The following is a 26,207-nucleotide window of genomic DNA, read 5'->3' as shown; positions in this document are numbered from 1 at the left end:
CGCTGCCGTGGCGCTCAATCGTGGTCAGCGGGCGTGGCTTGGCATGGCCATGCCGATGCGCGTGCGGGTCCGGCGGGGCGACGCGTGGCGGACGTAGCCGCGCTGATGGCTGAAGTGCGTGGAGAACCCGAGACCGCGGCGTCGGAATCCTGCAATCCACCTTCATTCGCGGCCGATGTCTTGGGGGAGGCGACGGGTAGGGGGTGGTCGACAGATCAGATCGCTTGATCACCGCGGCTGGCGATTACACGCAGTGGAGTCGATGTGTTGGGGTTAGCTCGCGGAGGCCTTACCTCTGGACTGCCAGGCAGGCCTTGGCACAAGCCATCAGTGCAGCAGTGGGTGCGCAGGTCCGCCATCGCCGCCATCGCGTGCCCGCCTCCACTGGCCTGCATCGCATCGAAGTCCGTGCAGGGTGTCTGTAGCAACAGCCGCTGGCCGAAGCCGCAACCGGGCGAGAGGTCGCACGCCTGCGCGCACCGGGCCAGCGGGTGTTATGCCTCAATCCGCATCGCGGCGCGGGGGAATGCGGTTTATCCGCGGCCAGCGCTGTCGCATGATGGGAGGCTGCGGCGCAGTGCGCGGCATCTGTTTCCATCATGGAGTTCGCCTGGATGATTCAACGTCGTCATTTCCTCAAGAGCGCCACGCTGGGCGCCATCGCGTCCGGCCTGGCCGGGTGGGGCGCGCGTGCGCAGGCTGCAGTCGCGGGCACGTCGGCAGCACGTCCTGCGGCGTTGCCCAAAGGCCAGGCTCGGGTGATCTCCACCTGGGACTTCGGCATTGCCGCCAATCAGGCTGCATGGAAAGTCCTGAGTGCCGGCGGCATTGCGCTGGACGCGGTGGAAGCGGGCGTGCGTGTGCCCGAAGCGGACCCGACCAATCCCACCGTTGGCCTGGGCGGGTATCCGGATCGCGACGGGCGGGTGACGCTGGATGCCTGCATCATGGATCACCTGGGCAATTGCGGCGCAGTGGCATCGCTGGAAGATGTGGTGCACGCCATCTCGGTGGCGCGTGCAGTGATGGAGAAAACTCCGCACGTGATGCTGGTCGGCGATGGCGCGCGGCAGTTCGCACTGGAGCAGGGTTTCCCGCAAACCAGATTATTGACGCCGAGTTCGGAAGCGGCGTGGAAGGAATGGTTGAAGACCTCCAAGTATTCGCCCGAAGCCAACGTGGAAAACCGCGCATGGCGCGACGCCAAATTGCCCGGCGGCAAAGACAATCACGACACCATCGGCATGTTGGCGCTGGATGCGCACGGCAATCTGTCCGGTGCCTGCACCACCAGTGGCATGGCGTGGAAGATGCACGGCCGGGTGGGCGACAGCCCGATCATCGGTGCCGGCCTGTACGTGGATAACGAAGTGGGCGGCGCGACCTCCACCGGCGTGGGCGAAGAAGTGATCCGCAATGTCGGCAGTTTTGCGGTGGTGGAAATGATGCGCCAGGGCAAGTCGCCGGCCGACGCCTGCCGCGAGGTGGTGATGCGGCTGATCCACCGCAAGCCGGAATTGACGCGCACGTTGCAGGTGGGGTTTCTGGCCATGAACAAGCGTGGCGAGGTGGGCGCGTTTGCGATCCAGAAAGGCTTCAGTTACGCGGTGTGCGATGCGACCCGGCAGGACCTGCTGGTGCCCGGCGAAAGCCACTACACCACCGAGCCCGCTGCGTGAGCGCGCCGGGTCTGGAAGTTGCCGCCGACTCGGTGGGCTCGGCCCTGGCCGCGCAGGACGGCGGTGCGATGCGCGTCGAGCTGTGCGGCGGGTTGGACGGCGGTGGGTTGACGCCCTCGTACGGCACGCTGGCGGTGGTGCGCGAGCGGTTGCAGATTCCGTTGTATGTGTTGATCCGCCCGCGCGTGGGCGACTTTGTGTTCGACGCCTCAGAGGTGGAGGTGATGCGCTGCGATGTGGAGCAGTGCGTGCGGCTTGGATGCGATGGCGTGGTCCTTGGCGCGCTGGACCGGCATGGGCAGGTCGATCTGGCGACGATGCGCGTGTTGATGCAGGCAGCAGGGCCGTTGGGGGTGACGTTCCATCGTGCGATCGATGTCAGTGCCGAACCGTCGCGCGTGCTGGAGGATGCGATCGCGCTGGGTTGCGAGCGGGTGCTGACCTCGGGTGCACGTGCGAGTGCGCTGGAGGGAATCGACACCATCGCCGCATTGGTGCGGCAGGCAGCTGGGCGCATCGGCATCATGCCCGGTGCCGGGCTTTCCGAGCACAACATCCGCACCCTGCGGCAGCACACCGGCGCGCACGAATTCCATGCCTCGGCGCGTGGCATGATCGCGGCCCAGGTGCCGTCGCCGCACCCGTATATCCACGATCTGGGCGGAGACTATCAGCGGACCGATACCGCGCGGGTGCAACGGATGGTGGACGCGTTGCAGCAGGCGTGAAACGCGCGCAACGCCCCGCTCGCCAGGAAGGCGCTGTCTGCGTTGCACAAGCACGCTGAGGGCGATGCTCGATGGGCTGCTCCGCCTGTCGCGTTCGCCATCTACTGCGGGCCTGAAGCTTCCGGGCTTGCTTGCCGTTCGTCCTCAGCGTCGTCGCTGACCTGCTCGGGAATGTGCAGCGTGAAAGCCGGAAAGCGCGCGCGGTCTTGCGGGTGTGCGTTGACGATCAGCTCCCGGGTCTTCCACATCTGGACCGCCTTGGCCAACGTCGCTGCGTCGAACTGGCTTCCTGCGTGATAAACGAACTGCCCGAGATGATCGACGATGCCCAGGTGCGCGCTCTTCTGCGCCTTCCAGTTGCTGACGTTGGTGTAGTGGCGGCTTAGGCCTTCCTCGCTCGGGTCTTCGACTCTAGGGGATGGGCCTGCCATGTCGCTCACCCGCCTCAGGAAATGGGGATCCCTGCTTTCTTCCAGCATCTTCTGCAAGGCCGGAATCTGGCCGAAGGTGGTGGGAGCGCCGGGCAGGCGCTTTTCTGGAAGGTAGGATGGGGCACCTTCCAGAAAGGGATTTCTTTCCTCATCAATGACCGTGCTCAGCATGGTCTGTGCGGTGTCTTCGATGCGTTCGAGCGCAACCGTGCGAGGCGGTTCGGTGGTGGCCGTCGAAGAGATTGCCCTGGCTCGATTGCCGGGAACAGGGGGAGAGGGAACTGGGGCGGTTGGGCCAGTCCGCTCTGGTGCGGCGGGGCGCGCAACCGTGCGATGCCGGTCAAGTTGCTCTTGCAAATGCGAAGGCACCCGAATGATGCAGTTGGCAGGTAATTGGGCGATCAACCGGGGAAGTCTGGAGAGATTGACGCAGCCTCGCAGATCGAGTTCTTCCAGCTGCCTCAGGCGGTGAATGTCATGCGGCAGCGTGGCCAGGTTGCTGCAGTCTTTCAGAATCAGTCGCTTCAGTGGCGCACCGCCGCCGAAAATCGGCGGATAGTCGCGCAGCGCGGTGCAGCCCCGCAAATCAAGCTCCTCCAACTTTGGCAGTTGATGGATGGCCGGGCCAAGGGCGGACAGGGGCGAGTTGCGTATCTTTAGGCTTTTCAGATTTTGCAGGTTGGCGATGGACGCCGGAAGCGATCTGATGCCGGTCCGTTCCAGCCGTAGGCTCTGCAGGTTGACCAAGCCCTGGTGCGCGCCGGATGCATCGGTGCTTGCCAGGCCTTCGGGAAGTTCCGTCAGTTCCGGGCAGGCGCGGATGGAGAGCTCGCGTAATCGGCTGAGACTTGCGATGGATGCAGGCAGCGAGCGAAGCGGATTGTGCGCAAGCGTCAGTGTTTCCAGGCCCGCAAATTGCTGCATGGCGTCCGGAAGCTCCATCAACCCCGCCGCATCGATCGTCATGTGCTGCAGATGAGATAGACGGAATGCCTGGTCGGGAAATTGCGGAAGGGGAACCGAGCGCAGTTCCAGCGCGACCCGACCCGTTTGGCTTGCGTCCTCCAGCATGTCGGCGGTCGCCTTCAGCGCCCGGTTTGTGCGTGTCTCGACCTCCGGGTTGTTGCGATTGGCCTGGCGCCATGCGCTGTGCCAGCGATTTCGGTCTGCGTTGTAGTGTCGTTGCCATTGCGACAGCACGTCGCGGTAAGGCCGAATCGCTGGGGAGCGCCGTAATGGTGACGCGCCCACGCTCGGCGGCACGCGGGGCCGCACCGGCCGCAAGAGTTGCGAATCGGTGGTGACGGAGTGGAAGCGCGAGCGTTCTATGTTGCTGAGCTGTGGCAATTGCGGCATCCGCGAAGCCTGTCCAGTCGCTTGGTTCGTTCGCGCAGCGCTGCCGGAGCCGTCGTAGGGAAGAGGGCGAGCGGATGGGGTTGGCCGGCGAGAGGTCTCGGCAGCGGCAGGCATTGCTGGCGGACGCCCGGAACGGTCGCCAGGCACATATCTGGTTAGGCCGCTAAGCATGCCGGTGGGGCGCTCGGGCGCGGGGTGTGCGGGTGGGACAGTGCGCGCGGGCGCATCGGCACTGGACGCAGTCTGCTCCCGCAGTCCGACAGGCGGGCCCGGCGGGCGTGGTTGATCGACACGTCGCATCGCATTCCTCGTCTTGGCTGTCGCGCAATGACGATGATCGGCATGCAACGCGATTAGCGAATCCCGCGGGGCGAAGCCATCGTCATCATCACGAAGGATCAGCGACGTGGCCGCATGCCGTTGTGCAGCGCTCAGATAGCGCTGCGGGAGCGGGCGCCTGGCAGGGACTGCACTTGCCGAACCGCGTGGGATCGAGCACCACATGCTTGATCCGTCGGCGCTTCCAGGTGTAGCTGACATGCACCAAGCCATCGCGGGTCTGGATCACGGCCGGATACGAAAATTCATCATCGGCGCTGTCTTCCAGCGTCAGCACGCGTTGCCAGTGCACGCCATCGTTGGAGAGCGCAACGGCCAGGGTGCCGCGGCCGTCCCACCAATCCTTGCCGGCAATGGCGGGGTTGTAGACCAGTAACGCACGACCGTCGCGCAGCATCACCGCATCGGTGCCGGAGTTGGGATTTTCCACATCGATCAGCTGCATCGGTTGCCAATGCAGGCCACCATCGTACGAGAAGGTGCTGAAGAGTTTGTTCTGCTGGCTGCGGCCCAACGCCTGCAGGCGACCATCGCCGTGCAGCAGCAGACTGGGCTGGATCGCACCGATCACGCTGGGGTCGTTGAGTGGCATGCCGCGCTGCCAATGCTCACCGTCGTCGTCGCTCCATTCCAGATGCGCGCGCCAACCGCGATCTTCGCTGCTGCTTGGTGCCAGGATGCGCCCGTCGGGCAATTGCACGGGTTTGTTCTTGATCGGCCCGAGAATGCCGTCGGGCAACCGCCGCGGTACGGACCAGTGCGCACCATCGTCGGCTGAAGTTATGCGCAGCCCCCACCATTGCCGCGGGTTGGGGCCAAGCTTGTAATACAGCTGCACCGAACCGGTGGCCGACTGAAACAGCACCGGGTTCCAGGCCGGTACGGTCGCTCCATCCGTGGTGGCGCGCGTACCGTCGGCGATGCGACGCGGTGGCCGCCAGCGCTGTGCATCACGCTCGGTCAGCCAGATGCCGACGTCGGCTGCACCTTCGTGCGCACCCCCGAACCAGGCCGCCAACAGGCGACCGTTGCGGGTCTCCAACAACGTGGAGGCGTGTGCCTGCGGGGTGGGTGAGGGGTCGGCGATGAACTCGCTGAGCACGATCGGCGAAGGCGGCGACGCGGGTGCCTGCGCCTGGGCCGACAAGGCGATGAGGCCGGCAACAAGACCGATCAGCAGGCGCGGTGAATGCATCGTTGTCCAGTCCTGTGCGGATTTTTAAACAGACCTGTCGATCATCTATCAAAGACCATGCCCTGGTAACCCCCAAGCGGCCGTGGTCGCCGACCGCTGCGAGGATCGGCGATGTCATCGCACCCGCTCTCACCGGTGCGCTGGCTGGCGCTGCAGTGGTTCTGGCATCCCAACAGCGATCAGGCGCTCAAAAGCGTGGATCAGCTGTTGGAGATCTGGGAAAACAGCGTGGGTCCGGGCGGCCAGCTGATGCTGGGTATTGCGCCGGACAAACGCGGCTTGCTGGCCGATGCCGACGTTTTACGGCTGCAGGAACCTGGCCAGGCGATCAAGGCGAACTACGGCGCCGACAGAATCTGGCGGCCGGCAATCTCAAGAACGCCCAAGGTTTCGGCGCCGCGGTGGACGGCGACCGCGACACGGTCTGGAGTGCGCCTGCCGGCGCGCATCTTGTAGTGCTGGAGTTGCTCGCCGTGCTCAGACGGCGTTGTCGTCGCGCACTTGTGGCGGCAACAACGTCTGCGGCTTCTTGGCCGACTGGGTCTGGCACAGGAAGGCCATCATGTGCGCCGCTTCGGTGCTGCCCATGGGCTTGCTGTGGATCTGCTCCGCGAACGCGTGCTGGGTGTGCTCCGGGGCAACGGAGATGGACTCTTGGGCAACGGCAACAACAGTGGACGACGACATGCAACGCTCCTGGAACCTGCAATCAGGCCGTCTACGTAGCAACCAACGCGCCTGCGTAACGGTGTTAGCCGGTGATCTTGCCTGGAATCTGTGCCGTCCGATACCACGATGGTACGGACGGTGCAGCGACACCGGAGTCTCTGATATCGGCGGGGGCGGCGCTGTCTGAAGGCCGCGTCGGCCGCTGCCGTTGCGGCAGTTGCCTGGCGGTGGGATGAGCGCGCGGTGCGGGGGGTTTCCATCGGATGCGCGCGCTCTACGTTTTGCTAGCCGCTATCAGTGTTCAGTCCAGGCATGCGTGCGCTCGACTACCCCGCGCTTGGCCAGCACCACGAATCCCTTGGCGTTGGCGTCTTCACAACAGGAGACGGCGATCAGGACATCGGCCATGAGTTGCCGCGCCAAGTCGAGATATTCCGACGCAGTGATCTTGCTTTGCTTCAATGCCGCGCTTGCATGAACGATGAGGTCGCGGACAGTGATGCCCTCAATCTTTTCTAGGAGTATTCCGAACACATCGTTCATCTGTACTAGACCGTACGCGCGTATCACGCAAGAGCCCGCATCCAAAGAGGCGGCCATCTCGTATTCCTTATAGATACTGGCCTTTTCCAACGAGACCAGCTCCTTCGGAAGGTCGGTGCCCTGGACAAGCAAGTGTTTCAAGCGGCCGGGCATCATGTTATCGGGATCCGTGCATAACATCGCTTTGAAGACGAAGTCCCGCCCGCACTTCTCACCAGCACGCTCAAACTCGTTGGCCAGCCGGACGACATAGGCCGATCCGGCCTTACCACTGCCAATCGGCTTCATGTCGTGCAAGGATAAAGGTTCGCCTTCGTAAACCGCTTCCAACTGCACTGGCAGGAAGCCATCCTCGATTTCCATCGCACCAGGTTTCAACGCCTCCAGTCTCTTGATCAGTTCCGGGCGCTGGGATTTGTAGGTGATTGATCTGAGCATCCGAGGACTGAGCGCAACCTCCTGACGAAAGTAACGCGTGTCTCGTACTCGCTCTCTTTCCATTTGCAAATTGTCGAAGGCATTGGATGCCGCTTGCTCTGAAGAGTGCGATCGCGGTGTGGGCTGATCCAGCAGCGAGGCCAGCGTCGGAGACGCGGGCTGCCCCTCGGCGTGCGGTAGAGTTCTGAGCCTGGTTCCGCTGAGAGGGCGTCGCTGGACCGCGAGCGATGCATGGATGTGCGCAAATGCTCTAGCGTGGATGAAGGCTTTACGCTCAAGTTCTTACCTGCGCGGGAGGTCTCGCCGATTCTGCTTGATCTTTTTTCCAGAAGGTTAAGCGCATGATCCGGGACCGGATGGGTGAGCTGGTGATACTCGGGTGTCCGATCAATTGTGGCTTTGTCCTGCTCTATTTCCGAGTACATGGAAGATGTAGAAGCAGAGAGCGTGTCCGGGATTTTTTTCATGGACAGAGACCTGCAGTTGATGCGTTGACGAGACTGGTTCAACAAACGTCGCGCGTGGCCATCCGCTGTGCGTGGTCTGTGGCCAGGGGCGACGTGCAATGCGTGTTATCCAGTCACCAGCTTCCAACTTAGAGCAGCTAACAAAAACGACTGCCCTGCTCTCATGCGGGCGCGGTTTATGCTAGAAATCCGTGTTTACCACGCGCACATCGCGGCTGCTCCGCGCCGTCAGCGTTCACCTGACGTCCGCTCGCCACGTTTTTAGCCACTCCTGAAGCATAATCGAGCTCCGGCTGCGGCCAGCGACGCATGTTGCATCGCGATGCGAACCCATGTAAGGGAGGGCGAGGAGGCGCGCAATGGTGTGACTGCCTCAACTCAGTCTCCGCTCTGCACAGCGTCGAACCGATGAAGGCTTTGAGCCTTCGGATAGCTTCGAACGGCGTTTGGGTGGGTGTGTCGCGCTTGATGTTTGGCAGTGAGAAGCCATCGCGCTGCTGGCAGTGGTACGTCCAGCCACATCTGACAATCGGACTCGATCATAGATGGCGATAGATTCGGTGACGTGTCACTGATCGGGACTCCTGTTGCGGACGCCTTGCTAGCTAGCATGGGTAACCCTGCATTGGCATGGGTATGGGCGTTGTCGCACGATGTGTGCGGTCTGAATCACGTGTTGCACGATGGCCTTTTGCGTGATCCAGCCCACGATGGCATCGTCTATCTCCTCACTGACTGGCCGTGCTGGGTCCGGCTCGATGGTTCGTTTCGAGAACAGCGCTTTCGTGGCACTACAGATTGCCGGGAAAGACGGGCGCACCATCGCCGCACTACAGCCATTGGTGCTTGCTCATGCGTATCCATCAACCCGCTGGACGTGCTGCGCATTCGCTCGAGCCCTCGACCACCGAAACACCGGTTCCCTCGCAAGCGGCGGCAGCTGATCAAGGCTGGCCGCTGGGTTTGAAAGGGTTGCTGGGGCGGCGATTCCAGCGACGCTCCAGCGCCGACGCAGCCCCAAGGCGACATCATGGCGGAGATGCCAATGCCGAAATCCAGGAGGTGGAGGCGCTTTACGACGCATTCGTCGTGGCCAAATATCTTGCCGATCCCCTGCACGGCACCGCAGACAAGACCGCCGAGCTGCTCAATGAAATCCCGAAGCGTGGCGAACCAGAGCACGCGCCGGAAGCCGAGCAATCCACGCATCCGCCCGAGCATCCTCCGGCCGATCATGCGCCGCTGCCGGAGGCCGGGCACCATTGGCAGGGTTCGGCGCCGACAGGAGCGCCCGAACACTCGTCTTCCGATCAGCTGCCGACGCTGGACGGGCAGCACACCACGTCCACTGCCGGTGCGGTGCATGCGGAAGATCCGCACGCCGTCGGTCATGCAGCCAAGGAAAGCGTCCTGCATACACTGGCCGAGGAGGGTGCGCCGGGAGGGACGTTCGAGCTGGCAATGACTCTGGGCATCAGCGGCGTCATGCTACCGCTGTCAAGCCTTGCGATCTATGCCGCTTACAAGGAGACCCGCGAAGTCGCCGAGCAGCGCAGTACATTGCGACGACGCGAACGCCAACTCCAGGCAGAGCGGGAGGCGCTCGCACCGGCAATGGAAACCAGCCCATATGCAGTCGTTGCGAGCGCACACATGCATGCGCTGGACGAGGCAATCGAGACGGTTACCTATCAGCAGCAGCGCAATGCACGCGACGGCGCCATTGCTGTGACTTCGATGGGGTCAGCCAGCGTGATCTTTACCAAGGCAGCCAGCGAGATCGCCATCGAAGGTGGGCTTGCGATCGGCGCCAACAGCACCAATGCCGCAGGTTTGATCAGCCACAGCGCCGCGGCTGCAGGCGCTGCGTCGGTTGCCGGCATTGCCGGCACGTTCGTGCTTGCGCCGCTGGCAAGCGTGGCGGCCACCGCCCTGGGGGCCACGTTCCTGCGCCAATCGCGCAAAGAGAAAACCCGCGTGGTTGTCGATATGGCACGCGTCACAGACTTCCTACAGCGCCTTGAGCCTGGTGACCTGAGCCCAGGCGCGCAACGTTACCAGCACTTTCTGAGCGTCAAACTGGCCCAGCGCAGCGGCTTCGCCGGCAGTTTCAATGACTGGAACAAGGCGTTCGTGGTCGGCGGCGCCACCTACACGGCCAGTACCCTGACCAAGGCCGGAGTCGGCGTGGCGGTGCTGCTTGGTGCCGCCGCCGTGACCGGGCCGGTGGGCACCGGATTGATCGTCGGTGCCGGCCTGTTGGGCGCAGCCACGATGGGAATCGGCGGGCATCAATTCCTACTAGCGCACGGCAAGCAGAAGCGCTATCGCAGGTACCAGGACGAAGACATGTCCGGCGTGGACCGGACACTGCTTGCAGTAGCAGATCTTCTGCACACACCCGATGCGCCCGCGCCAGCGTATCCAGACCTCAAGCGTCGCAATCCGCAGGGCCTAGTGCGTGACGGGCAGCAGGTCGCGTCACAGCGGGTTGCGACAGATCGCGGCGCAGCCGAAGGCATTGCAGTAGACACCATCGCCGAACGCGCTGGCAGTTCTACAGTGCATGACCATGGTGAACCGACCATCGTCGATGGGGCGGCCGCCGACCGAATGGATATCGCGGACGATGCATCCACTGTTGCCGGTGCCTCGGTCGCCAACGCGAGGGCTGCCGCCGTTGCACAGCATGGATTTGAATTACGCAGCGCGCTGTTTGCCTGTGTCGACGGCCAGGAAAAGGCGCTGGAAACGCTGTTGCAGACCTGCGCCGACGGTACGAATAAACGTTACCGCAGCACGCCGCGTTCCAACGAAGAGCGTGCGGCGGCACGTGAAGCGGCGCCGGGCGCCTCACTCAGCAAGCGCGTCAATGCAACGCTGTTTGCAGCGGCCACCTACGGGCGCGCAATGCTGACCGGGAAGGCACGGCAGGCCGGAAAGAAAGCTGCGCGGAGCTATGCAAAACATTCCGACACGCTGACCGAGACAGCGCTTGAGCAGTGGCTGCAGGCGCCCGCATCGCTCAAACCGCAGATCGACTACATGCAATGCTGCCTTGAAATGCAGCAAACGTACCTTGCCGCCAAACTCAAGATGCGTCCACATTTGCCGGTACAGACGATTCGCAGTGCTGCGGCCTCTGCCGCAGAGCCAATGCACGCCGCCGCCGCTGAGCATGCATCGGCAAGCCTAATTGCGCAGTTGCAGGAAACGCGCGAACGCGACGAAATGCAGCTGCGCACCATCAACCTGATGCTGGAGGAGCTGAGTATGGCGGCAGAAGAGGCAGCCAGTTCGGACGCTAGGAAAAACCGCTTTGCAATGAGCAGAATGCCAAGGTTGCAACAGCGCTTGGTCGGCGTGCTGACATCCAATGCAGTGACTGCCCGCCCGGGCAGTGCGGGTTTTGCACATTTCTGCATGAAGCAGGCCCGGAAGCACGCTACGGACATGCGTGGCACCTTGCTGCAGACCGAGGTGCAGGCAGCGCACATCCGTGAGCGCGCCACCAGTGCCACAGTCACTGCCGTGGCCCGATCATCGGATTGACATGCGGCGCGCACGCATCAGGCTTCACTTCGACGGTTGGACCCAGACTTGCTGACGCAGGCCCGACACGCGTGGCGCCGCTACGCTGTCCAGGTCGAACACCACCACGCTGTTATCGCCCTTGCGCTGGAACGGCGCCGGGAAATACAGCGCAGCCTGCGGGCCGATGGACCAGTGGCGGCCCAGATTCACGCCGTTGGCCCAGGCGATGCCTTTGCCGAAGGCGCGCATGTCCAGATAGGTGTCGGTGGGGGTGCCGATGCGCAGGTTGCCGCGGTGGAACGCAGGGCCTTGAACGGCCTTGCGGGTCCAGCCGCGGAGGCTGTCGGGTGAGCGCATCGGCAGCGGGAAGGCCTGCCAGCCGGTGAGCTGTTGGTTGCCCAGCAACACCGGGTCGACCAGGCCGGCGCGGCCATCGGCCATGCGCGGGCCGTAGTTGATGCGGCCGCTGTTTTCGACCAGGACATCCAGGGTGTGTTGGCCAGCCGGAATGTCCACGTCGGTGGCGACCTGCTGCAGCCGGCGTTCGACGCTACCGACCGGCTTCTGATCGACATAGACGCGTGCTACATCGCGCACCTCGCCCAGATACAGCGACCCCTTGCGCGGACCCGTGATGGTGGTGCGGTAGAGGATGTAGCCGTAGTCCTGGCCGAAGTGCTCCATCGGCTGCGGGGTGTCGATGGCGATCGGGGCGGGCAGGTTGTCCCATAGCGATGCGGACTCGCGCAGTTGGGTGTCCGGTAGTGCGGCCATCGCGATCGGTGCCGGCAACGCGGGCGGCTGCGTGCCGGTAACGCGGGCAATGGCATCGCGCATCAGCGCGAACTTGGGCGTGGGATGACCGGCTTCGTCGAGGATGGCGTCGTAATCGTAGCTGGTGGTCTGCGGTGCGTAATGGTCGCTGGGATTGCCCTGGAAATTGGCGCCATTCATGAAGCCGAAGCTGGTGCCGCCGATGAACATGTAGAGATTGGCCGAATGGCCCTGGCGCAGGATCCATTCCAGTTCTTCGGTCTGTTGCTTGGCATCGGTGCTGGCGTGCGGCGTGCCCCAATGATCGAACCAGCCGGCCCAGTATTCACCGACCATGCGCGGTTGCTCGGGGCGGAACTTGATCAGCTTGTCGAACGCGCTCTTGGCTTCGCCTGGCGCAAAATTCACCACTGCCAGGGTGCCGGGTAGCGTGCCGTTGGCAAGCATGTCGGCACCGTCGGAGGTGAACAGCAGCGCCTTGTCGAAGCCTGCCTTGACGAACATGGCGCGGTTGTCGGCCATGTAAGCGTGGTCGTCGTCGTATGAGCCGTATTCGTTCTCCACCTGCACCGCGATGATCGGGCCGCCGTTGTGGTTGAGCAGCGGTTGCACCTGTTTTGCCACCGCATCCAGGTAGGCCTGGCTGGCGGCCAGAAAGCGCGGGTCGCGGCTACGTACGCGGATGTTGTCCTTTCCGAACAGCCACGCCGGATACCCGCCGGCTTCCCATTCGGCGCAGGCGTAGGGGCCGGGGCGCAGGATCACGTTGAGGCCTTGCGCGGCGGCCTCCCTGACGAAGGCGGCGACGTCGTTGTTGGCGGAGAAATCGAACTGGCCTTGCTGCGGTTCGACCAGGTTCCAGAACACGTAGGTTTCCACCGTGTTCAAGCCGAGCGCACGTGCCTTCTGCAGGCGGTCCTTCCAGTACGCGCGTGGAATGCGCTGAAAATGGATGGCGCCGGACAAGATCTGATACGGCTTGCCGTCGCGCACGAACTGCGTGCCCTGGGTGCCGAAGGTGGGCCAGGAATCGGACGTGGCGGCAGCGGCGGGCAGCGCGAGCGCCAGGGCCAGAACCAGGGGAGCAAGAGTGGTACGCAGCATGAGGGTCTCGATGTAGGTGGAGCCGGTGGTGCGGGTGGATGGCAGGCGCCGGTGTTTGTGTTCTGCCCTCATCCGCCCTGCGGGCACCTTCTCCCGCTTGCGGGAGAAGGAGGAGCACTGCCCGCTTGCGGGAGAAGGAAAGCGCGGCGGCCGCTTGTGGGAGAAGGAAGAGCAATCCCCGCCTGCGGAAAGAGATAGCAACGTCCACTGGCGGATCAACAAGCGATCCCTGTTTGCGTAAGCGGGGAAGGGCGTTCCCCATTCGCGCAGCAAGAACCGAACGCGTCGCTCGGGCAAGCGACGCACTGGCATTACGCGAACGACGGTGGCAGATCCTTCTTGTCTGCGCCAAAAGCCGGATTCGGCGTGGGCCCCATTGCAAATTCCAGCGTGCCGCCGGCAGCCAGCTCGGTGTGACGTAGCCAGGCACGGGTGAGCGATTTGCCATTGAAGGTCAGCGACTGCACATAGACGTTCTGCGCGCTGTTGTCCTTGGCCACGATGCGCAGCGTACGGCCGGTGCCGACATCGAGTTCCGCGCGCTTGAACAACGGGCTGCCGACGATGTAGTTGCCGCTGACCGGGTCCACCGCATACAGCCCTAGCGCGCTCAGCACGAACCACGCGCTCATCTGCCCGCAGTCTTCGTTGCCGGACAGGCCGTTGCGCGCGTCGTGGTACTGCTCGCGCAGCAAGCGGCGCACCATCGCCTGGGTTTTATACGGTTGGCCCGCGTAGGCGAACAGATAGGCCACGTGATGGCTGGGCTCGTTGCCGTGCGCGTACTGGCCGACCAGGCCGTCGATATCCGGCGGTGCATCGGCCGGCAGTTCGGAGCTGGTGGAAAACAGTTCGTCCAGCTTGGCGACGAACCCGTCGCTGCCGCCATACAACTCCATGTAGCCGTACAGATCGTGCTGGTTGAGGAAGGTGGCCTGCCAGGCGTTGGATTCGGTGAAGTCGCGCCATTTGGCGATATGGCCCATGCCGCGCGGGTCAAACGGCGTGGCCCAGCTGCCGTCTTCCAGGCGTGCCTGCACGAAGCCGCTGTCGCGGTTGAACACGTTGCGGTAGTTGCGCGAGCGTGCGCGCAGTGCGCGTGCATCGTCGTTGGCGCCGGCGGCCTGCGCCAGGTGCGCGCAGGCCCAGTCGTCGTAGGCGTATTCGAGGGTGCGGCTGACCGCTTCGTCCACCTTGTCGGCGGGGATGTAGCCGAGCGTGCGGTAATACGCCAGCCCGTGGCTGGTGTCGTCCATCGCGCGTTTGCGGTAGGCCGGCCATGCGGCCTTGTAGTCGATGCCGGTAAAGCCCTTGGCGTGCGCTTCGGCGAGCACCACCGCGGAGTGGTAGCCGATCATGCAGCCGGTTTCCACGCCTTGCAGCGGCCAGATGCCCACGCCATCCGGGCATTCGTTGGCGCCGCGGACCAGGCATTGCACCAGGTCGGGCACGCGCTCGGGCTGCACCAGGGTGAGCAGCGGATGCGCGGCGCGATAGGTGTCCCACAACGAGTAGGTGCTGTAGTTGTGGTAGCCGGTGGGTGCGGTGTGGATCTGCAGGTCCATGCCGCGGTAACGGTTGTCCACGTCGCTGAACAGCGTCGGCGCCAACAGGCTGTGATACAGCCCGGTATAGAAGATGCGGCGCTGCGCATCGTCATCGCTGTCGATACGCACGCGGCCCAGTTCCTTTTCCCAGGTTGCCACCGCTTGTGCATGCACGCGCGCGAAGTCGAAGTTCGGTAGCTCTGCGTCGAGGTTGGCCAGCGCGTTGTCGGCGCTGACCGCGGAAATGCCGACCTTGATCAGCAGCGGCGCATCGGCGGCGTCGGGGAAGTGCAGCGCGGCCTTGAGATGCGTGCCATCGCCACTGCGGCTGTCGGCTGCCAGCGGCTGGTCTTCGTTGTACAGCTGCACGCGTGCGAACGGCCGCGACATGCGCATGGCGAAGTAGATGTAGCGCCCCTTGGCCCACTGGTAGACGCGGCGCCCGCCGGTGAGGGTTTGCGCGTCGACCACGCGCAGCTGTGCATCGCTGACGCGGGTGGCAATGCCCGGTTTGTCCTGCATGCCGTGACACAGGTCGAGCAACACGTGCGCCGGCTTGCCCTTGGGGAAGTGGTAACGGTGCAGGCCCGCACGCGCGGTGGCGGTGAGCTCGGCATGTACGCCGCTGTCCTTCAGACGCACGCGGTAATAGCCGGGCGAGGCGGCTTCATCGCTATGGTCGTAACGCGAGCGGTAGCCGGCATCGGGATCATCCAGCGGGCCGGGTACCAGCTTGACTTCGCCGGTGGCCGGTACCAGCAGGAAATCCAGCATGTCACCAATGCCGGTGCCGGAGAGATGGGTGTGCGAAAAGCCCATGATCGAGCCATCAGACTCGTGATAGCCCGAGCACGAATCCCACACCGCGTTGTAGGTGTCCGGGCTCAGCTGCACCATGCCGAACGGCAGCGTGGCGCCGGGGAACGTATGGCCATGACCGCCGGTGCCGATGAAGACATCCACATGCCGGGTGAGGTCGGCGCGCGTGCGTGCATCGGCCGGTAGTGCGTAATTGCCGGCGCGCGCACGCGCCAGGCCAGGCAGGCCCACGCTGCCAAACAATGCTGCGGCGATGGCGCCTTGGAGAAAACCGCGTCGTGTTGCCATGTGTCTGGTCTCGGAGTTTGCGGGCCGATGCCGGGGCACCCTAATCCGCCTGTCGGGCACCCTCTCCCGGCGAGAGAAGGGAAGATCAAGTGCCGTGTCGTTCGCCTGGAAAGCAGGACCTGGCGTTTCGGGCAATCAGCTACTACGCAGCAGTTGGGGTTTGCGATGGTGCAGGTCGATGATCAGCTCGCCGAACAAGGTGTTGGCCCAGGCGAACCAGTCGCGGGTGAACGTGCTGGGGGTGTCCTTGTCGAACGCCTCGTGCATGAAGCCGGTGCCGGCGTGGGTGGTCTTGAGCCACTGCAGGCACTGGCGCAGCTGCGCGTCGTCGTCGCTGACCAGCGCGTATTGCACGATGGACATCGGCCAGATGGTGCCCATGCCGCTGTGCGGGCTGCCCACGCCTTCGGCAGCGGTGCCGCGCGAGAAATACGGGTTGCGCTCGCTCCAGGCCAGCTGGCGCGTGCGCAGGAATACCGGGTCGCGGCGGTCGCAGCAGCCCAGGTACGCCAGGCTGAGCAGGCCGGGGGCGTTGGCGTCGTCGATGAACAACTGATTGCCGAAGCCGTCCACTTCGAAGGCCCAGTACGCTTGTCCGTCGCTGTCGCGTAGTTGGCCGAACTGCCGGGTTGCGGTTTCCACTTCATCGGCCAATGCGGTGCACTCGGCAGCAAACGCGGCGTCGCGATGCAACGCGGTGCTCATCGCCGCCAACTGGCGTAACGAGGCCACCGCGAACAGGTTGGCCGGCACGAACAGCGGAAACACGCAGGCATCGTCGGACGGGCGGAACATCGAGTGGATCATGCCGTTGGGTTTGGTCGGCTGGCCGTAGCCTTCCAATACCAGCGTTTCGGTGGCCAGCGGCGAGGGGCGCTGGAACACGTACGGGCCGCGGTTGTCCTTGCGCTGCTGCTCGCGGAAGGTGCGCACCACCACGTGCATCGCCTCGCGCCAGTCATCGTCGAACGGTGCGGCATCGCCGGTGGCGCGCCAGTATTCGTGCGCGATGCGGATGGGGTAGCACAGCGAGTCGATTTCCCACTTGCGCTCGCCCACACCGGGCTTCATCTCGGTGATGTCGTTGAGCGACCACTTCAGGCGCTGGGTCTGGCCATCGGGCAGGAAGGCGTTGGCGTACGGATCGAGCTTGATGCAGGCGGCCTGGCGCTGGATCAGGCCGTGGAACATGCGCCGCAACGCGGGGTCGCGCTTGGCCAGCGGCACGTACGGGTGCACCTGTGCGGACGAATCGCGCAGCCACATCGCATGGATGTCGCCGGTGATGACGAAGGTGTCCGGCTTGCCGTTACGGGTGCCGGTTTCCACCGTGGTGTCGAGCGTGTTGGGGTAGCAGTTTTCAAACAGCCAGGCCAGTTCCGGGTCGGCGATCTGCGCCTTGATCTGCACGATCTGCTGCTCGACCGCCTTGCTCACGAAGCGGCGCTGGGCTTTGGGCGGGCGCTTGCTGACGAAGGCGCCACCGGCCGTGGACGCGCCGGCAGCAGGCGCGGCCGCAAACGCGGGCAGGGCGCTGGCCAGCAGGCCGGCACCGGCGCCGAGCAGCTGAAGGATGTCGCGGCGGGTATGCATGACCTCAGGACTCCATGGTTTCAATCTGCGATCGCACGACGGTCCTCCCTGCGCTGGCAGCTGCGAGACGGCAGCCTGGGCGATGAGACCTATGCATGACCAATTCCCGATGACCATACAACGTGTGCGTCGAAACTGCATAGTGCGCCCGCACAATTTGTTGCCGTCTGCGTGCCCGCCTGGGCCGTGCATCGGTCTGGCGAAGGGGCTGCTCCGCGTCGGGTGCACCCATGGAGGGCGCCGTGCGCCGGGTGTCGACCCGCAGGTCCGATCGATTCACTCCCGCGGCACGGGGCACAGGGCTTCAATGGATCCTGCGAGCGCCGGCGGGCGTAATCGTGCACATGCCCCGCCGAGGAGACCCTTGCGCAAGCCGTGCACAACGGTCGATTGGGCGATCGACGCGTTGCCTGGTTTCGCTGATGCGCCTTGTCCAGCCAAACGCCGGCATGCATTGCTGGCGTCTGGCTGCGGCAAGGCGCCGATGCATTACTTGGGCAGCGGCGAGCGCCCCTGTATCGTCAATGCCGCTGCATCGCCCGGTGCTCCGGTGCCGGGTTGTCCACCGCCGACGAACACGCGGTACTCGCCGGCTTCCACCGCGCGCTGGCCGCTGCGGTCCACATCGCTGAGTGCACGCGCGTCCAGCGTAAAGGTGAGCTCGCGTTGTTCGCCGGGCTTGAGGTGCACGCGTTGAAAGCCGACCAGGCTGCGCAGCGGCGATTGCGGGCGGTCCGGATACTGCAGATACACCTGCGCCACTTCATCGCCGGCGCGGCTGCCGGTATTGCGCACCGTGGTGGTCACCTGCAGCGGATTGCCGGCTTGCAGCGTTCTGGTGGACAGGCGCGGTGCGTCGTAGGCAAAGCTGGTGTAGCTCAACCCATAGCCGAACGGAAACAGCGGCTCGCCCTTGAAGTAGCGGTAGGTGCGGCCCTTCATGTCGTAGCTGACGTACGCCGGCAGGTCCTTGGTGGAGCGGTAGAACGTTACCGGCAGGCGCCCGCCGGGGTTGTCGTCGCCAGCCAGTGCGCGCGCGATGGCAGTGCCGCCGGACTGGCCCGGATACCACGCCGCCACGATTGCATCGGCGTTGGCCTTGGCCCAGTTCAACGCCACTGCGCTGCCGCTCATCAACACCACCACCAGCGGCTTCCCGGACGCCTTGGCACGCTCCAGCAAGGCTTGCTGTGGGGCGGGCAGGGCGATGTCGTTCCGGTCGCCACCGTCGAAGCCGGGCACATCGATGCGCAGTTCCTCGCCTTCCACATCCGGCGATAAACCGACGAAGGCGACCACGGCATCGGACTGCGCCACCGCCTGCTCGGCTTCTGCCAGTTGCGCGGCGGGCGGTGCCAACCATTCCAGGCGCACGCCCTGGTCCTGACCGCGATGTTCCATTTCCAGGCGGATCTTGCGTGGGCGGGTGTCGTCGAAATGCAGCACGGTTTCCACGCTGCGGCCATCGGCGTTGTGCATGCCGGCCGGCACGTGCTTGTCTTCGGCATTGCCGGCAACCACCAGCTTGTCGTCGATGTAGAGCCGCACCGGATCATGCCCGGTGCAATCGAAGCAGCGCGCCACGCGCACCGCCAATGTGTAGTCGCCGGCGCCTGGCGGCAGCAGTTCGCCGCTCCAGCGCACCGCGTAGCGGTCGGCCGGCACGCCCTTGGCCGGGCTGACCTGATCCCAGTTGAAGCTGACGGTACGGTCCTGCCGCACCACGCGCGCAGTACCGGTCATGTCGACGTTGTCGAAATATTCGCCACGCAAGCCCGGCTTGCCGTCGCTGCGTAACGCAGTTTCCGGAATCATGCCCGGCACGCCGGCGGCCAGCGGCGCGCCTTGCGCGTAGCGCACCTGCTGCGCACCGAAGTGCTGGCGCAGGCCGAGCAGCGGAGTGATCGGTGTGGCGGAGGTACCCTGATAGTTGGCTTCCAGCGCGGCCAATGCATCGGCATTGGGGCCGATCACCGCCAGCCGCGTGCCGGCTTTCAAGGGCAAGGTAGTGGCGGTGTTTTTCAGCAGCACGATCGACTCGGCAGCCGCCTGCAAGGCCAGCGCACGGTGCGCCGCATTGTCCACGTCCTTGGCGCCGAGCCGCGCGTACGGGTCCTTGCGTGGGGCTTCCAGCTCGCCCAGGCGGTAGCGGGCGGCGAACAGCCGCACCAGCGATTGATCGAGCAGGGCTTCGTCCACTTCGCCGCGTTCGATGGCGGTGCCGAGTTCGCGATAGGCATGCCCGCAATTGAGATCGTGGCCGGCCTTGAGCGCTGCAGCCGACGAGCCGGCATTGTCCGGGCGGAAATAGTGGAACTGGGTCATATCGTCCACCGCATCGCAGTCGGACACCACAAAGCCCTTGAAGCCCCAGTCGCCACGCACGCGGCCATTGAGCAGCCAATCGGCCGCACACGCCGGTGTGCCATGCAGGGAGTTGTAGGCGCACATCACCGACCAGGCCTGTCCATCGACCAGTGCCGCGCGGAAGGCGGGCGTGTAGGTCGCTTCCATATCGCGCGGCGACACATCCACATCGAAACCATGCCGACCTGGCTCCGGGCCGCTGTGTACGGCGATGTGCTTGGGCGTGGCAATCGTGCGTGGATGGTTCAGATCATCGCCTTGCAGGCCGCGAATGAAGCCCACTGCCAGCTGCCCGGTGAGGAAGGGATCCTCGCCGTAGGTCTCCATGCCACGGCCCCAACGCGGGTCGCGGAAGATATTGATATTGGGCGACCAGATGGTCAGGCCCGCGTAGCGCTTGTGGTCCTTGCCCGGGCCACCGGCCTGGTTGAACTTGGCGCGCGCCTCGGTCGACACCACCGTGCCCACCTGCTGCATCAACGCGGTATTCCAGCTGGCGGCCAGGCCGATCGCCTGCGGAAACACCGTGGCGTAGCCATTGCGCGCGATGCCGTGCAGGCCTTCGCTCCACCATTCGTAGGCAGGGATGTCCAAACGTGGAATGGCCGGCGCATCGTTCATGGCCTGCGCCACTTTTTCGTCGCGGCTCATTTGCGCCACCAATGCAGCGGCACGCTGTTCGGGCGTGCCGCTGCGGTCGGCGGGCGCGGCGAATGCGATACAGGGCAGGCAAAGGCCCAGTGCCATGGCAAGACGCGAGACAAACACGGAAGACATCGATTCACTCCTGCGCAGCGGAAAGATCCGCCCGGCGTTGTTCTGGTGTTGCCGCAGTGGCTGCGGCGAGCTTGGGTTCCGGCGCGGCGGTGTCATGCGCGCCATTGGTGTAACGGGTGTTGCTGGTACTGCAGCGGGCCCTCATCCGCCCCTGCGGGGCACCTTCTCCCGCGAGCGGGAGAAGGTGCCCAACGCGGGCGAGGCAATGCGCGTGAGAACAAGGGCATGCATTGCCGGACATCACGTCCTTCTCCCGCCTGGCGGGAGAAGGTGCCCGAAGGGCGGATGAGGGCCTTTCTGCCGCTCATTTCGCTGCCGCTGCCTCCGGCGGCTCCGGCGGAGCGCCTGCCAGCGTCGATCCCAAATCGCGTACCTGCAACGCAGACTGCACCTGCGCCAGCGGCAGCTTGCTGGACACATGCAGCGTCAGCGGCTCGCCCGGCAACAGGTCGAAGGCGTTATCGGACACCTTCACCTCCAGGTCGCCGAACGACAGCCACACCTCGCGCGCCAGCGTGTTGCTGGTCAGCGTAAGTGCGTAGCCATCGCCATCGGCGCGCCATTGGCTGTCGATCTTTGCGGTGGGCAACGCGAGCTGCTTGGCCGGTGCGAAGAACACCACTTCACGCGACAGCAGCGTGTCGCCATCAAGCAACTGGAACACGGCGTAGGTCTTCTTCGGATCCGCGCTGCCCAACAATTGCTTGTCGCTGAAGTTGCCGACCTGCAGGCTGCTCAGCGGCTTGACCGTGGCCTTCTGCTCACGCTTGCTCAACACCTTGCCATCCATGCCCATCAACCGCATGCGCCAGCGTGCATTCAAGGCGGTGGTGCGGTCGGAGACCAGCGACACCTCGGTCTGGCCCTTGTCGTTGCGTAGCGCGGCGATCATCTCCGGCGCGTAGAAGCGGCGTGCGTGGTACTGCAGTGCCTTCCAGCGGCCGTAGTAATCCACGCTGGACCACGATGCGCCCGGCCACACATCGTTGAGCTGCCAGTACAGCGAGCCCATCGACTGCGGGCGCGAGGCGCGCAGGTGCGAGGCGGCCAGGTTGATGCCTTCGGCCTGCATCAGTTGGCTCAGGTAGACGAAGCTTTCGAAGTCCTTGGGCTCGCCGAACTCGCGGCGGATGTACAGCATCAGCCGCTTGTTGCCGTTGCCCTTGTCGAACTTCTGATGCGCGCGCATCACCGGCGATTCCGGGTCCATGTCGGCTGCATCGGCAAACACGCGCACGGTGCGCATGTCCGGGAACGACTGCAGGCCGTATTCGGACATGAAGCGCGGGGTGACGTTGAGATATTCGGTGACCGGAAGGGCCGGGCCGCCCCACACCTTCCAGTAATGCATGTCGCCGTCGTTGGCCTGGTCGGCGCCACCGTCGAAGTCGGTGCCCGGCGAGGTGGCCCAGTACGGTACGTCGCTATCGTAGGTGGCCACCACTTCGCGGAACACGGTGCCGAACAGCGTGGTCATGCCGCGTTCGACACGGGTGCGTTCTTCCGGGTCCAGCGATTGCTTGAACTTGACCCGATCGCCCCAGTTTTCCCAGCCGGTCTGCACCTCGTTGTTGCCGCACCACAACACGATGCTGGGATGATCGCGCAGCCGCTTGACCTGTTCGATCGCCTCCTGCCGCGTGTTCTCGCGGAACTCCACGTCGTACGGCGGCACTGCGCCACCGAACATGAAGTCCTGCCAGATCATGATGCCCAGCTCGTCGGCCACCTCGTAGAAGTGGTCGTCCTGGTAATGCCCGCCACCCCACATGCGCAGCATGTTCATGTTGGCATCGCGCGCGTCCTGCAAGGTGCTGCGCATGCGCTCGGCGGTGACGCGCGAGGGAAACGCATCCAGCGGGATCAGGTTGGCGCCCTTGGCGAAGATCGGGATACCGTTGATCACGATCTCCATGCTCTTGCCCCACTTGTCCTTTTCGCGACGCAGCTCCACAGAACGCAGGCCGGTGACGCGCTTGATCTGCTGGCTGTCGCCATCGGCGTCGCGCACGCTGGCCACGAACGTGTAGCGGTCCTGCGCGCCGTAGCCGGCCGGAAACCAGCGCTTGGGCTTGGCGATGCGCACCGCCAGGTCGATGCGGTTCTGGCCCGGGTCGACCACTGCGTCCTGGGCGAACTGGCCTACCTTCTGCCCATCCGGGCCCAGCACATCCAGCGTCACCTGCACCGGCCCGCTGCGGCCTGCCTGCAGTTCCAGCTGCGCCTGCAACTGCGCACTGTCGGCGTCGACGCGTTGTTGGGCGATATGCAGCCCGTCCACGCGCACCGCATCCCACGCTTCCACGCGCACATCCTTCCAGATGCCGGCGTTGACCATGCGCGGGCCCCAGTCCCAGCCGTAGCTATACGGCGCCTTGCGCACATAGGTGGAGCTGTGGCGGCCATCGGGCTCGTCGCCGAATGCCGAATCGTAGGCGCCCGGCAGCGCATACGGTTGCTTGGCCAGCCACGGCTGGATCTTCTTGATCGGCGAGAAGAATTTGATTTCCAGCACGTTGTCGCCGCGCTTGAGCAGCGGCTTGGCGTCCACCCGCCATTGCCGGAACATGTTGTCGGCGCTGAGCAGCTTCTTGCCGTTGAGGGTGACCTCGGCCAGCGTGTCCAGGCCGTCGAACACCAGCTCCACGTGCTCGCGCTTGAGCGTGGCCGCATCCACGTTGAAGCGGGTCTGGTACTGCCAATCGCTCAGGCCGGCCCACTGGATCTTGCCCTCGTTGTCGCGCAGGAACGGGTCCGGCACCACCTTGGCGGCGATCAGATCGGTCTGCACCACGCCCGGCACCTGCGCCGGCATCCAGCTGGCGACCTTGGGATAGGTCTTGGCCTGCTCCTGCCCCGGTACCAGGCGCACCTGCCAGCCGCTGTCCAGGGTCACTGCCGTCGGCGGTGCCGCCCAGGCCTGCGAAAGTGCAAAGGTCAGGGCAAGCCCGAGACGTGCGGGTGTGAGCAGGGACAGTGCGGGGGCCGTGCGGTGCGACAGGGGCATGGGTGAGTCTCCTTGGATGGGTCAGCGCGTGGCGGCGGGGGGCGCCTGCGCGGTGGTTTCAATCAGTTGGACAGCGCCGATGGCATACAGCGGGCCGCGAATCGGCGCGGTGAAGCGCAGGCACAGATCGTGGGTGCCGGTGCGTGCGGGCAGTGGCGTTTCCAGGGTGAATTGTTCGCCCAGGGTGTCGCTCTTGGGCAATTGCACGCTGGCGATCAGTTCGCCGTCGCAGCCCTGGCGCACTTCCAGCTCGCCGCCGCGGGTCTTGGCCGGGTACTGCACTACCTTGGGCTGCTCGTGCGCCAGGCCGAAGTTGTTGGGCAGGCGCGCGGCCTCGATGCGGATCGCCCCAATGTCATCCAGTCGTGCCTGCGGATACAGCCGGCAGGCGTGGAACAGATCGACGTTGTAGACCGGCGTGTCGGCGCCTGTCATTTCCGGCAGCAACGGCAGGCGCAGGCCAAGCGCGCCCTGTGCCACGCAATCGCGCAGGCCTTGCGTGTCCATGCGCAACAGCGAGGCGCGGTCGAAGGTGCGGCTGCGCGTGGCGGCCAACGGCACGCCGTCGGCGGTGAATGCGGTGGCCTTGACCGTGGTCGGCAGGGTGATCGTAAACGGCGCCTCAAAGCGCGGCGATGCGGGAGTGGGGTCGCTGCCGTCCACGGTGTAATGCAGTGCGCCTGCGCCGGTCTGCGTGCCCAACACCACCTTGGCCGGGCTGCCGGCCAGTACCGGGTTGGGGCCGTTTTCCAACGCGATATCGGCTGCAAATGCGCCATCGCTGTAGGCGATGTCCAGTGCCTTGTAGCGCTGCAATTGCGCCGGCAACCGCGCCAGAAAGTTTTTCCAGTCGCGTGCAGGTGGCGGCGACCAGGTCACTTCCGCCACCGCAGACAACCGCGGGAACAGCGCGTGATCCACGTGCCAGCGCGAGGGGATGTATTCGGACCACAACGCACCCTGTGCGCCAAGCACATGCCTGGCCTGATCGGCGCTGAGCTCGGCCGGTACCGGGTCGAACGCGTAGACCTTGGACAACGGCAACACCGTCAGGCGACCGTTGGGCTCGTCGCTGCGCGTGGTCTGCAGGTTGTCCAGATACAGCCAGTCGCCCGGTGCCAGCACCACATCGTGGCCTTGCTTTGCAGCAGTGACCGCGCCTTCGACGCCTCGCCACGACATCACCGACGCACTGGCCGGCACGCCGCCTTCGAGAATCTCGTCCCAGCCGATCATGCGCCGGCTGTGCGCGGTCAGATACTGCGCCAGTTGTTCATTGAACCAGCCTTGCATGGCATGGGCATCCTTGACGCCCAGCTTGCGCATCTGCGCGCGCACTGCAGGCGAGGCTTCCCATTGATCCTTGACCGCCTCATCGCCACCGATGTGGATGTACGTTGAAGGAAACAATGTCAGCACTTCGTCCAGCACATTGGTGATGAAGGTCAGGCTGCGTTCGCTGGTGTTGAACAGGTACGGGTTGACGCCCCAGTCCACGCCCACCTGTGTGCGCACGCCGGGCACGCCCACCTCTTCCGGATAGGCGGCAACGGCCGCCTGCGCATGGCCGGGCATGTCCAGCTCGGGCAATACGGTGATATGCAGGCGCGCCGCATACGCGACGATCTCGCTGATCTGCTCTTGCGTATAAAAGCCGCCGGAACGCTCCGGCGTGCCGTGTCTGCCGGCACCCGGCGGCGTGCGCCAGGCACCGACCTCGGTGAGGTTGGGGTAACGCTTGATCTCGATGCGCCAGCCCTGGTCATCGGTGAGATGCCAGTGCAATACATTGAGCTTGTGCACGGCCATCGCATCGAGCACGTGCTTGACGGTATCCACGTCATGGAAGTGGCGGGCCACGTCCAGATGCTGACCGCGCCAGCCAAAGCGCGGCCAGTCACGAATACTCACGCCGGGCACCGCCACCGCGCCCTTGCGCGCATCCGGGGTCATCAATTGCCAGGCGCTGATCGCGCCATAGAACAGGCCGGCGCCATCGCGTGCGTCGATGCGGATGCCGGTGGAATCCACGTCCAGGCGATAGCCTTCTTTCTGCGTTACCGGTGCCTGCGCACTGCGTTCCAGGCGGATGCTGGCCGGCGAGGGCGTGGTTTCTGCACGCACTTCCAAGGCAAGCCCGCGCGTGCGCTTGAGCAGGCCGGCAAGATACTCGGCACTGCGCCGCGCATCGGCGTCGCCTGCCACGATCGAAATCACCGTGCCGGTGCCGACGGTAAAATTGCCGGCATGACGTTTGGCCTCCACCGGTGCAGGAATGAGCGGCAGCGGCGCAATTGCAGAAGCGGTGTGTGCAGTCGCGCCTGCATTGACGGCCGCCGGTGTTGTGCCTGACTCGCGTTTGCCGCAGCCGGTGAGCACCAGTGCGGTCAACGACAGTGCAAGCAATCGCGACGGTAACCGCATCGATAGCCGCTTGCCGGATAACGGCATGTCCAACAGCAGCGCCCTCGACAACAACATGCGTGGGGTAGGGCTGGTGTTGGAGATCATACAATCACATCCCGAGGTGGCGGAGAGCGTGTCGCTGCGCG

15 protein-coding genes are annotated in these 26,207 nt (G+C 64.7%); 4 read left to right on the top strand and 11 right to left on the bottom strand.

What is annotated here, in order from left to right; translation table 11 throughout:
• Positions 1 to 614 precede the first annotated feature (614 nt).
• Positions 615 to 1,679 carry a glycosylasparaginase gene (locus BJD12_RS06285; RefSeq protein WP_042827630.1) on the top strand — a complete coding sequence of 355 codons (1,065 nt, stop codon included), beginning with the start codon at positions 615 to 617 and terminating at the stop codon, positions 1,677 to 1,679.
• Entirely contained in the window at positions 1,676 to 2,407 is a 732-nt protein-coding gene (locus BJD12_RS06280; protein ID WP_005988621.1) for a copper homeostasis protein CutC, read from the top strand. Before BJD12_RS06285 ends, BJD12_RS06280 begins: the two co-directional genes overlap by 4 nt.
• A gap of 101 nt (positions 2,408 to 2,508) precedes the next feature.
• Here the strand turns inward: BJD12_RS06280 and xopL are convergent, their stop codons facing one another.
• Positions 2,509 to 4,194 (bottom strand): type III secretion system leucine-rich repeat domain-containing effector XopL, encoded by a 1,686-nt coding sequence (gene xopL, locus BJD12_RS06275; protein ID WP_039423287.1) that lies wholly within the window; start codon positions 4,192 to 4,194, stop codon positions 2,509 to 2,511.
• Between the two features lie 388 nt (positions 4,195 to 4,582).
• Positions 4,583 to 5,728, bottom strand: a complete 1,146-nt coding sequence (locus BJD12_RS06270; RefSeq protein WP_005988619.1) for a sialidase family protein — start codon at positions 5,726 to 5,728, stop codon at positions 4,583 to 4,585.
• A gap of 111 nt (positions 5,729 to 5,839) precedes the next feature.
• On the opposite strand from BJD12_RS06270, the gene BJD12_RS06265 reads away from it, so the two are divergent.
• On the top strand, positions 5,840 to 6,184 hold the full coding sequence (locus BJD12_RS06265) for an alpha-L-fucosidase (RefSeq protein WP_039423296.1): 345 nt from the start codon (positions 5,840 to 5,842) through the stop codon (positions 6,182 to 6,184).
• 21 nt (positions 6,185 to 6,205) lie between these two features.
• Here BJD12_RS06265 and BJD12_RS06260 read toward each other — a convergent pair whose 3' ends face one another.
• A complete protein-coding gene (locus BJD12_RS06260) occupies positions 6,206 to 6,415 on the bottom strand; it encodes a hypothetical protein (RefSeq protein WP_005988617.1) in 210 nt (69 codons plus the stop codon).
• A 276-nt stretch (positions 6,416 to 6,691) separates the two neighbouring features.
• Entirely contained in the window at positions 6,692 to 7,378 is a 687-nt protein-coding gene (locus BJD12_RS06255) for a hypothetical protein (protein ID WP_005988616.1), read from the bottom strand.
• A 1,319-nt stretch (positions 7,379 to 8,697) separates the two neighbouring features.
• Here BJD12_RS06255 and xopK point away from each other — a divergent pair.
• Positions 8,698 to 11,397, top strand: coding sequence for a type III secretion system effector XopK (gene xopK, locus BJD12_RS06250; protein WP_228861307.1), 2,700 nt, complete (start codon positions 8,698 to 8,700; stop codon positions 11,395 to 11,397).
• Positions 11,398 to 11,421: 24 nt separating this feature from the next.
• On the opposite strand, the gene BJD12_RS06245 is transcribed toward xopK, so the two are convergent.
• The 7 genes from BJD12_RS06245 to BJD12_RS06220 all read right to left on the bottom strand — a co-directional run bounded on the left by BJD12_RS06245 (position 11,422) and on the right by BJD12_RS06220 (position 26,166).
• The gene (locus BJD12_RS06245; RefSeq protein ID WP_042827628.1) at positions 11,422 to 13,257 is read right to left on the bottom strand and encodes a glycoside hydrolase family 35 protein; all 1,836 of its coding nucleotides are present in this window, start codon (positions 13,255 to 13,257) and stop codon (positions 11,422 to 11,424) included.
• A 311-nt stretch (positions 13,258 to 13,568) separates the two neighbouring features.
• Complete coding sequence (locus BJD12_RS06240) at positions 13,569 to 15,911, bottom strand: GH92 family glycosyl hydrolase (protein WP_005988613.1); 2,343 nt, start codon at positions 15,909 to 15,911, stop codon at positions 13,569 to 13,571.
• A gap of 135 nt (positions 15,912 to 16,046) precedes the next feature.
• Complete coding sequence (locus tag BJD12_RS06235; RefSeq protein WP_005988612.1) at positions 16,047 to 17,504, bottom strand: glycoside hydrolase family 125 protein; 1,458 nt, start codon at positions 17,502 to 17,504, stop codon at positions 16,047 to 16,049.
• Between the two features lie 489 nt (positions 17,505 to 17,993).
• On the bottom strand, positions 17,994 to 20,648 hold the full coding sequence (locus BJD12_RS06230; RefSeq protein WP_042827627.1) for a glycoside hydrolase family 3 C-terminal domain-containing protein: 2,655 nt from the start codon (positions 20,646 to 20,648) through the stop codon (positions 17,994 to 17,996).
• A 4-nt stretch (positions 20,649 to 20,652) separates the two neighbouring features.
• Positions 20,653 to 20,793 (bottom strand): hypothetical protein, encoded by a 141-nt coding sequence (locus BJD12_RS24130; RefSeq protein WP_155616364.1) that lies wholly within the window; start codon positions 20,791 to 20,793, stop codon positions 20,653 to 20,655.
• A gap of 159 nt (positions 20,794 to 20,952) precedes the next feature.
• Positions 20,953 to 23,655 (bottom strand): beta-mannosidase, encoded by a 2,703-nt coding sequence (locus BJD12_RS06225; RefSeq protein WP_005988610.1) that lies wholly within the window; start codon positions 23,653 to 23,655, stop codon positions 20,953 to 20,955.
• Positions 23,656 to 23,676: 21 nt separating this feature from the next.
• Entirely contained in the window at positions 23,677 to 26,166 is a 2,490-nt protein-coding gene (locus tag BJD12_RS06220) for a family 20 glycosylhydrolase (RefSeq protein WP_042827620.1), read from the bottom strand.
• Between the last annotated feature and the right edge of the window lie 41 nt (positions 26,167 to 26,207).

It is taken from the genome of Xanthomonas vesicatoria ATCC 35937 (assembly GCF_001908725.1).
Classification (GTDB): Bacteria; Pseudomonadota; Gammaproteobacteria; order Xanthomonadales; family Xanthomonadaceae; genus Xanthomonas; species Xanthomonas vesicatoria.
Note: the sequence above shows the minus strand (reverse complement) of the source record. Positions and strands in the feature narration are given on the sequence as shown.

Bases quoted from the DNA above. Each gene is read 5' to 3' on its own strand.
- BJD12_RS06220 (WP_042827620.1), bottom strand. From the start codon at position 26,166: ATGATCTCCAACACCAGCCCTACCCCACGCATGTTGTTGTCGAGGGCG.
- BJD12_RS06285 (WP_042827630.1), top strand. From the start codon at position 615: ATGATTCAACGTCGTCATTTCCTCAAGAGCGCCACGCTGGGCGCCATC.
- BJD12_RS06240 (WP_005988613.1), bottom strand. From the start codon at position 15,911: ATGGCAACACGACGCGGTTTTCTCCAAGGCGCCATCGCCGCAGCATTG.
- BJD12_RS06255 (WP_005988616.1), bottom strand. From the start codon at position 7,378: ATGCTCAGATCAATCACCTACAAATCCCAGCGCCCGGAACTGATCAAG.
- xopK (WP_228861307.1), top strand. From the start codon at position 8,698: ATGCGTATCCATCAACCCGCTGGACGTGCTGCGCATTCGCTCGAGCCC.
- xopL (WP_039423287.1), bottom strand. From the start codon at position 4,194: ATGCCGCAATTGCCACAGCTCAGCAACATAGAACGCTCGCGCTTCCAC.
- BJD12_RS24130 (WP_155616364.1), bottom strand. From the start codon at position 20,793: ATGAGGGCCCGCTGCAGTACCAGCAACACCCGTTACACCAATGGCGCG.
- BJD12_RS06230 (WP_042827627.1), bottom strand. From the start codon at position 20,648: ATGTCTTCCGTGTTTGTCTCGCGTCTTGCCATGGCACTGGGCCTTTGC.
- BJD12_RS06235 (WP_005988612.1), bottom strand. From the start codon at position 17,504: ATGCATACCCGCCGCGACATCCTTCAGCTGCTCGGCGCCGGTGCCGGC.
- BJD12_RS06260 (WP_005988617.1), bottom strand. From the start codon at position 6,415: ATGTCGTCGTCCACTGTTGTTGCCGTTGCCCAAGAGTCCATCTCCGTT.
- BJD12_RS06265 (WP_039423296.1), top strand. From the start codon at position 5,840: ATGTCATCGCACCCGCTCTCACCGGTGCGCTGGCTGGCGCTGCAGTGG.
- BJD12_RS06225 (WP_005988610.1), bottom strand. From the start codon at position 23,655: ATGCCCCTGTCGCACCGCACGGCCCCCGCACTGTCCCTGCTCACACCC.
- BJD12_RS06245 (WP_042827628.1), bottom strand. From the start codon at position 13,257: ATGCTGCGTACCACTCTTGCTCCCCTGGTTCTGGCCCTGGCGCTCGCG.
- BJD12_RS06270 (WP_005988619.1), bottom strand. From the start codon at position 5,728: ATGCATTCACCGCGCCTGCTGATCGGTCTTGTTGCCGGCCTCATCGCC.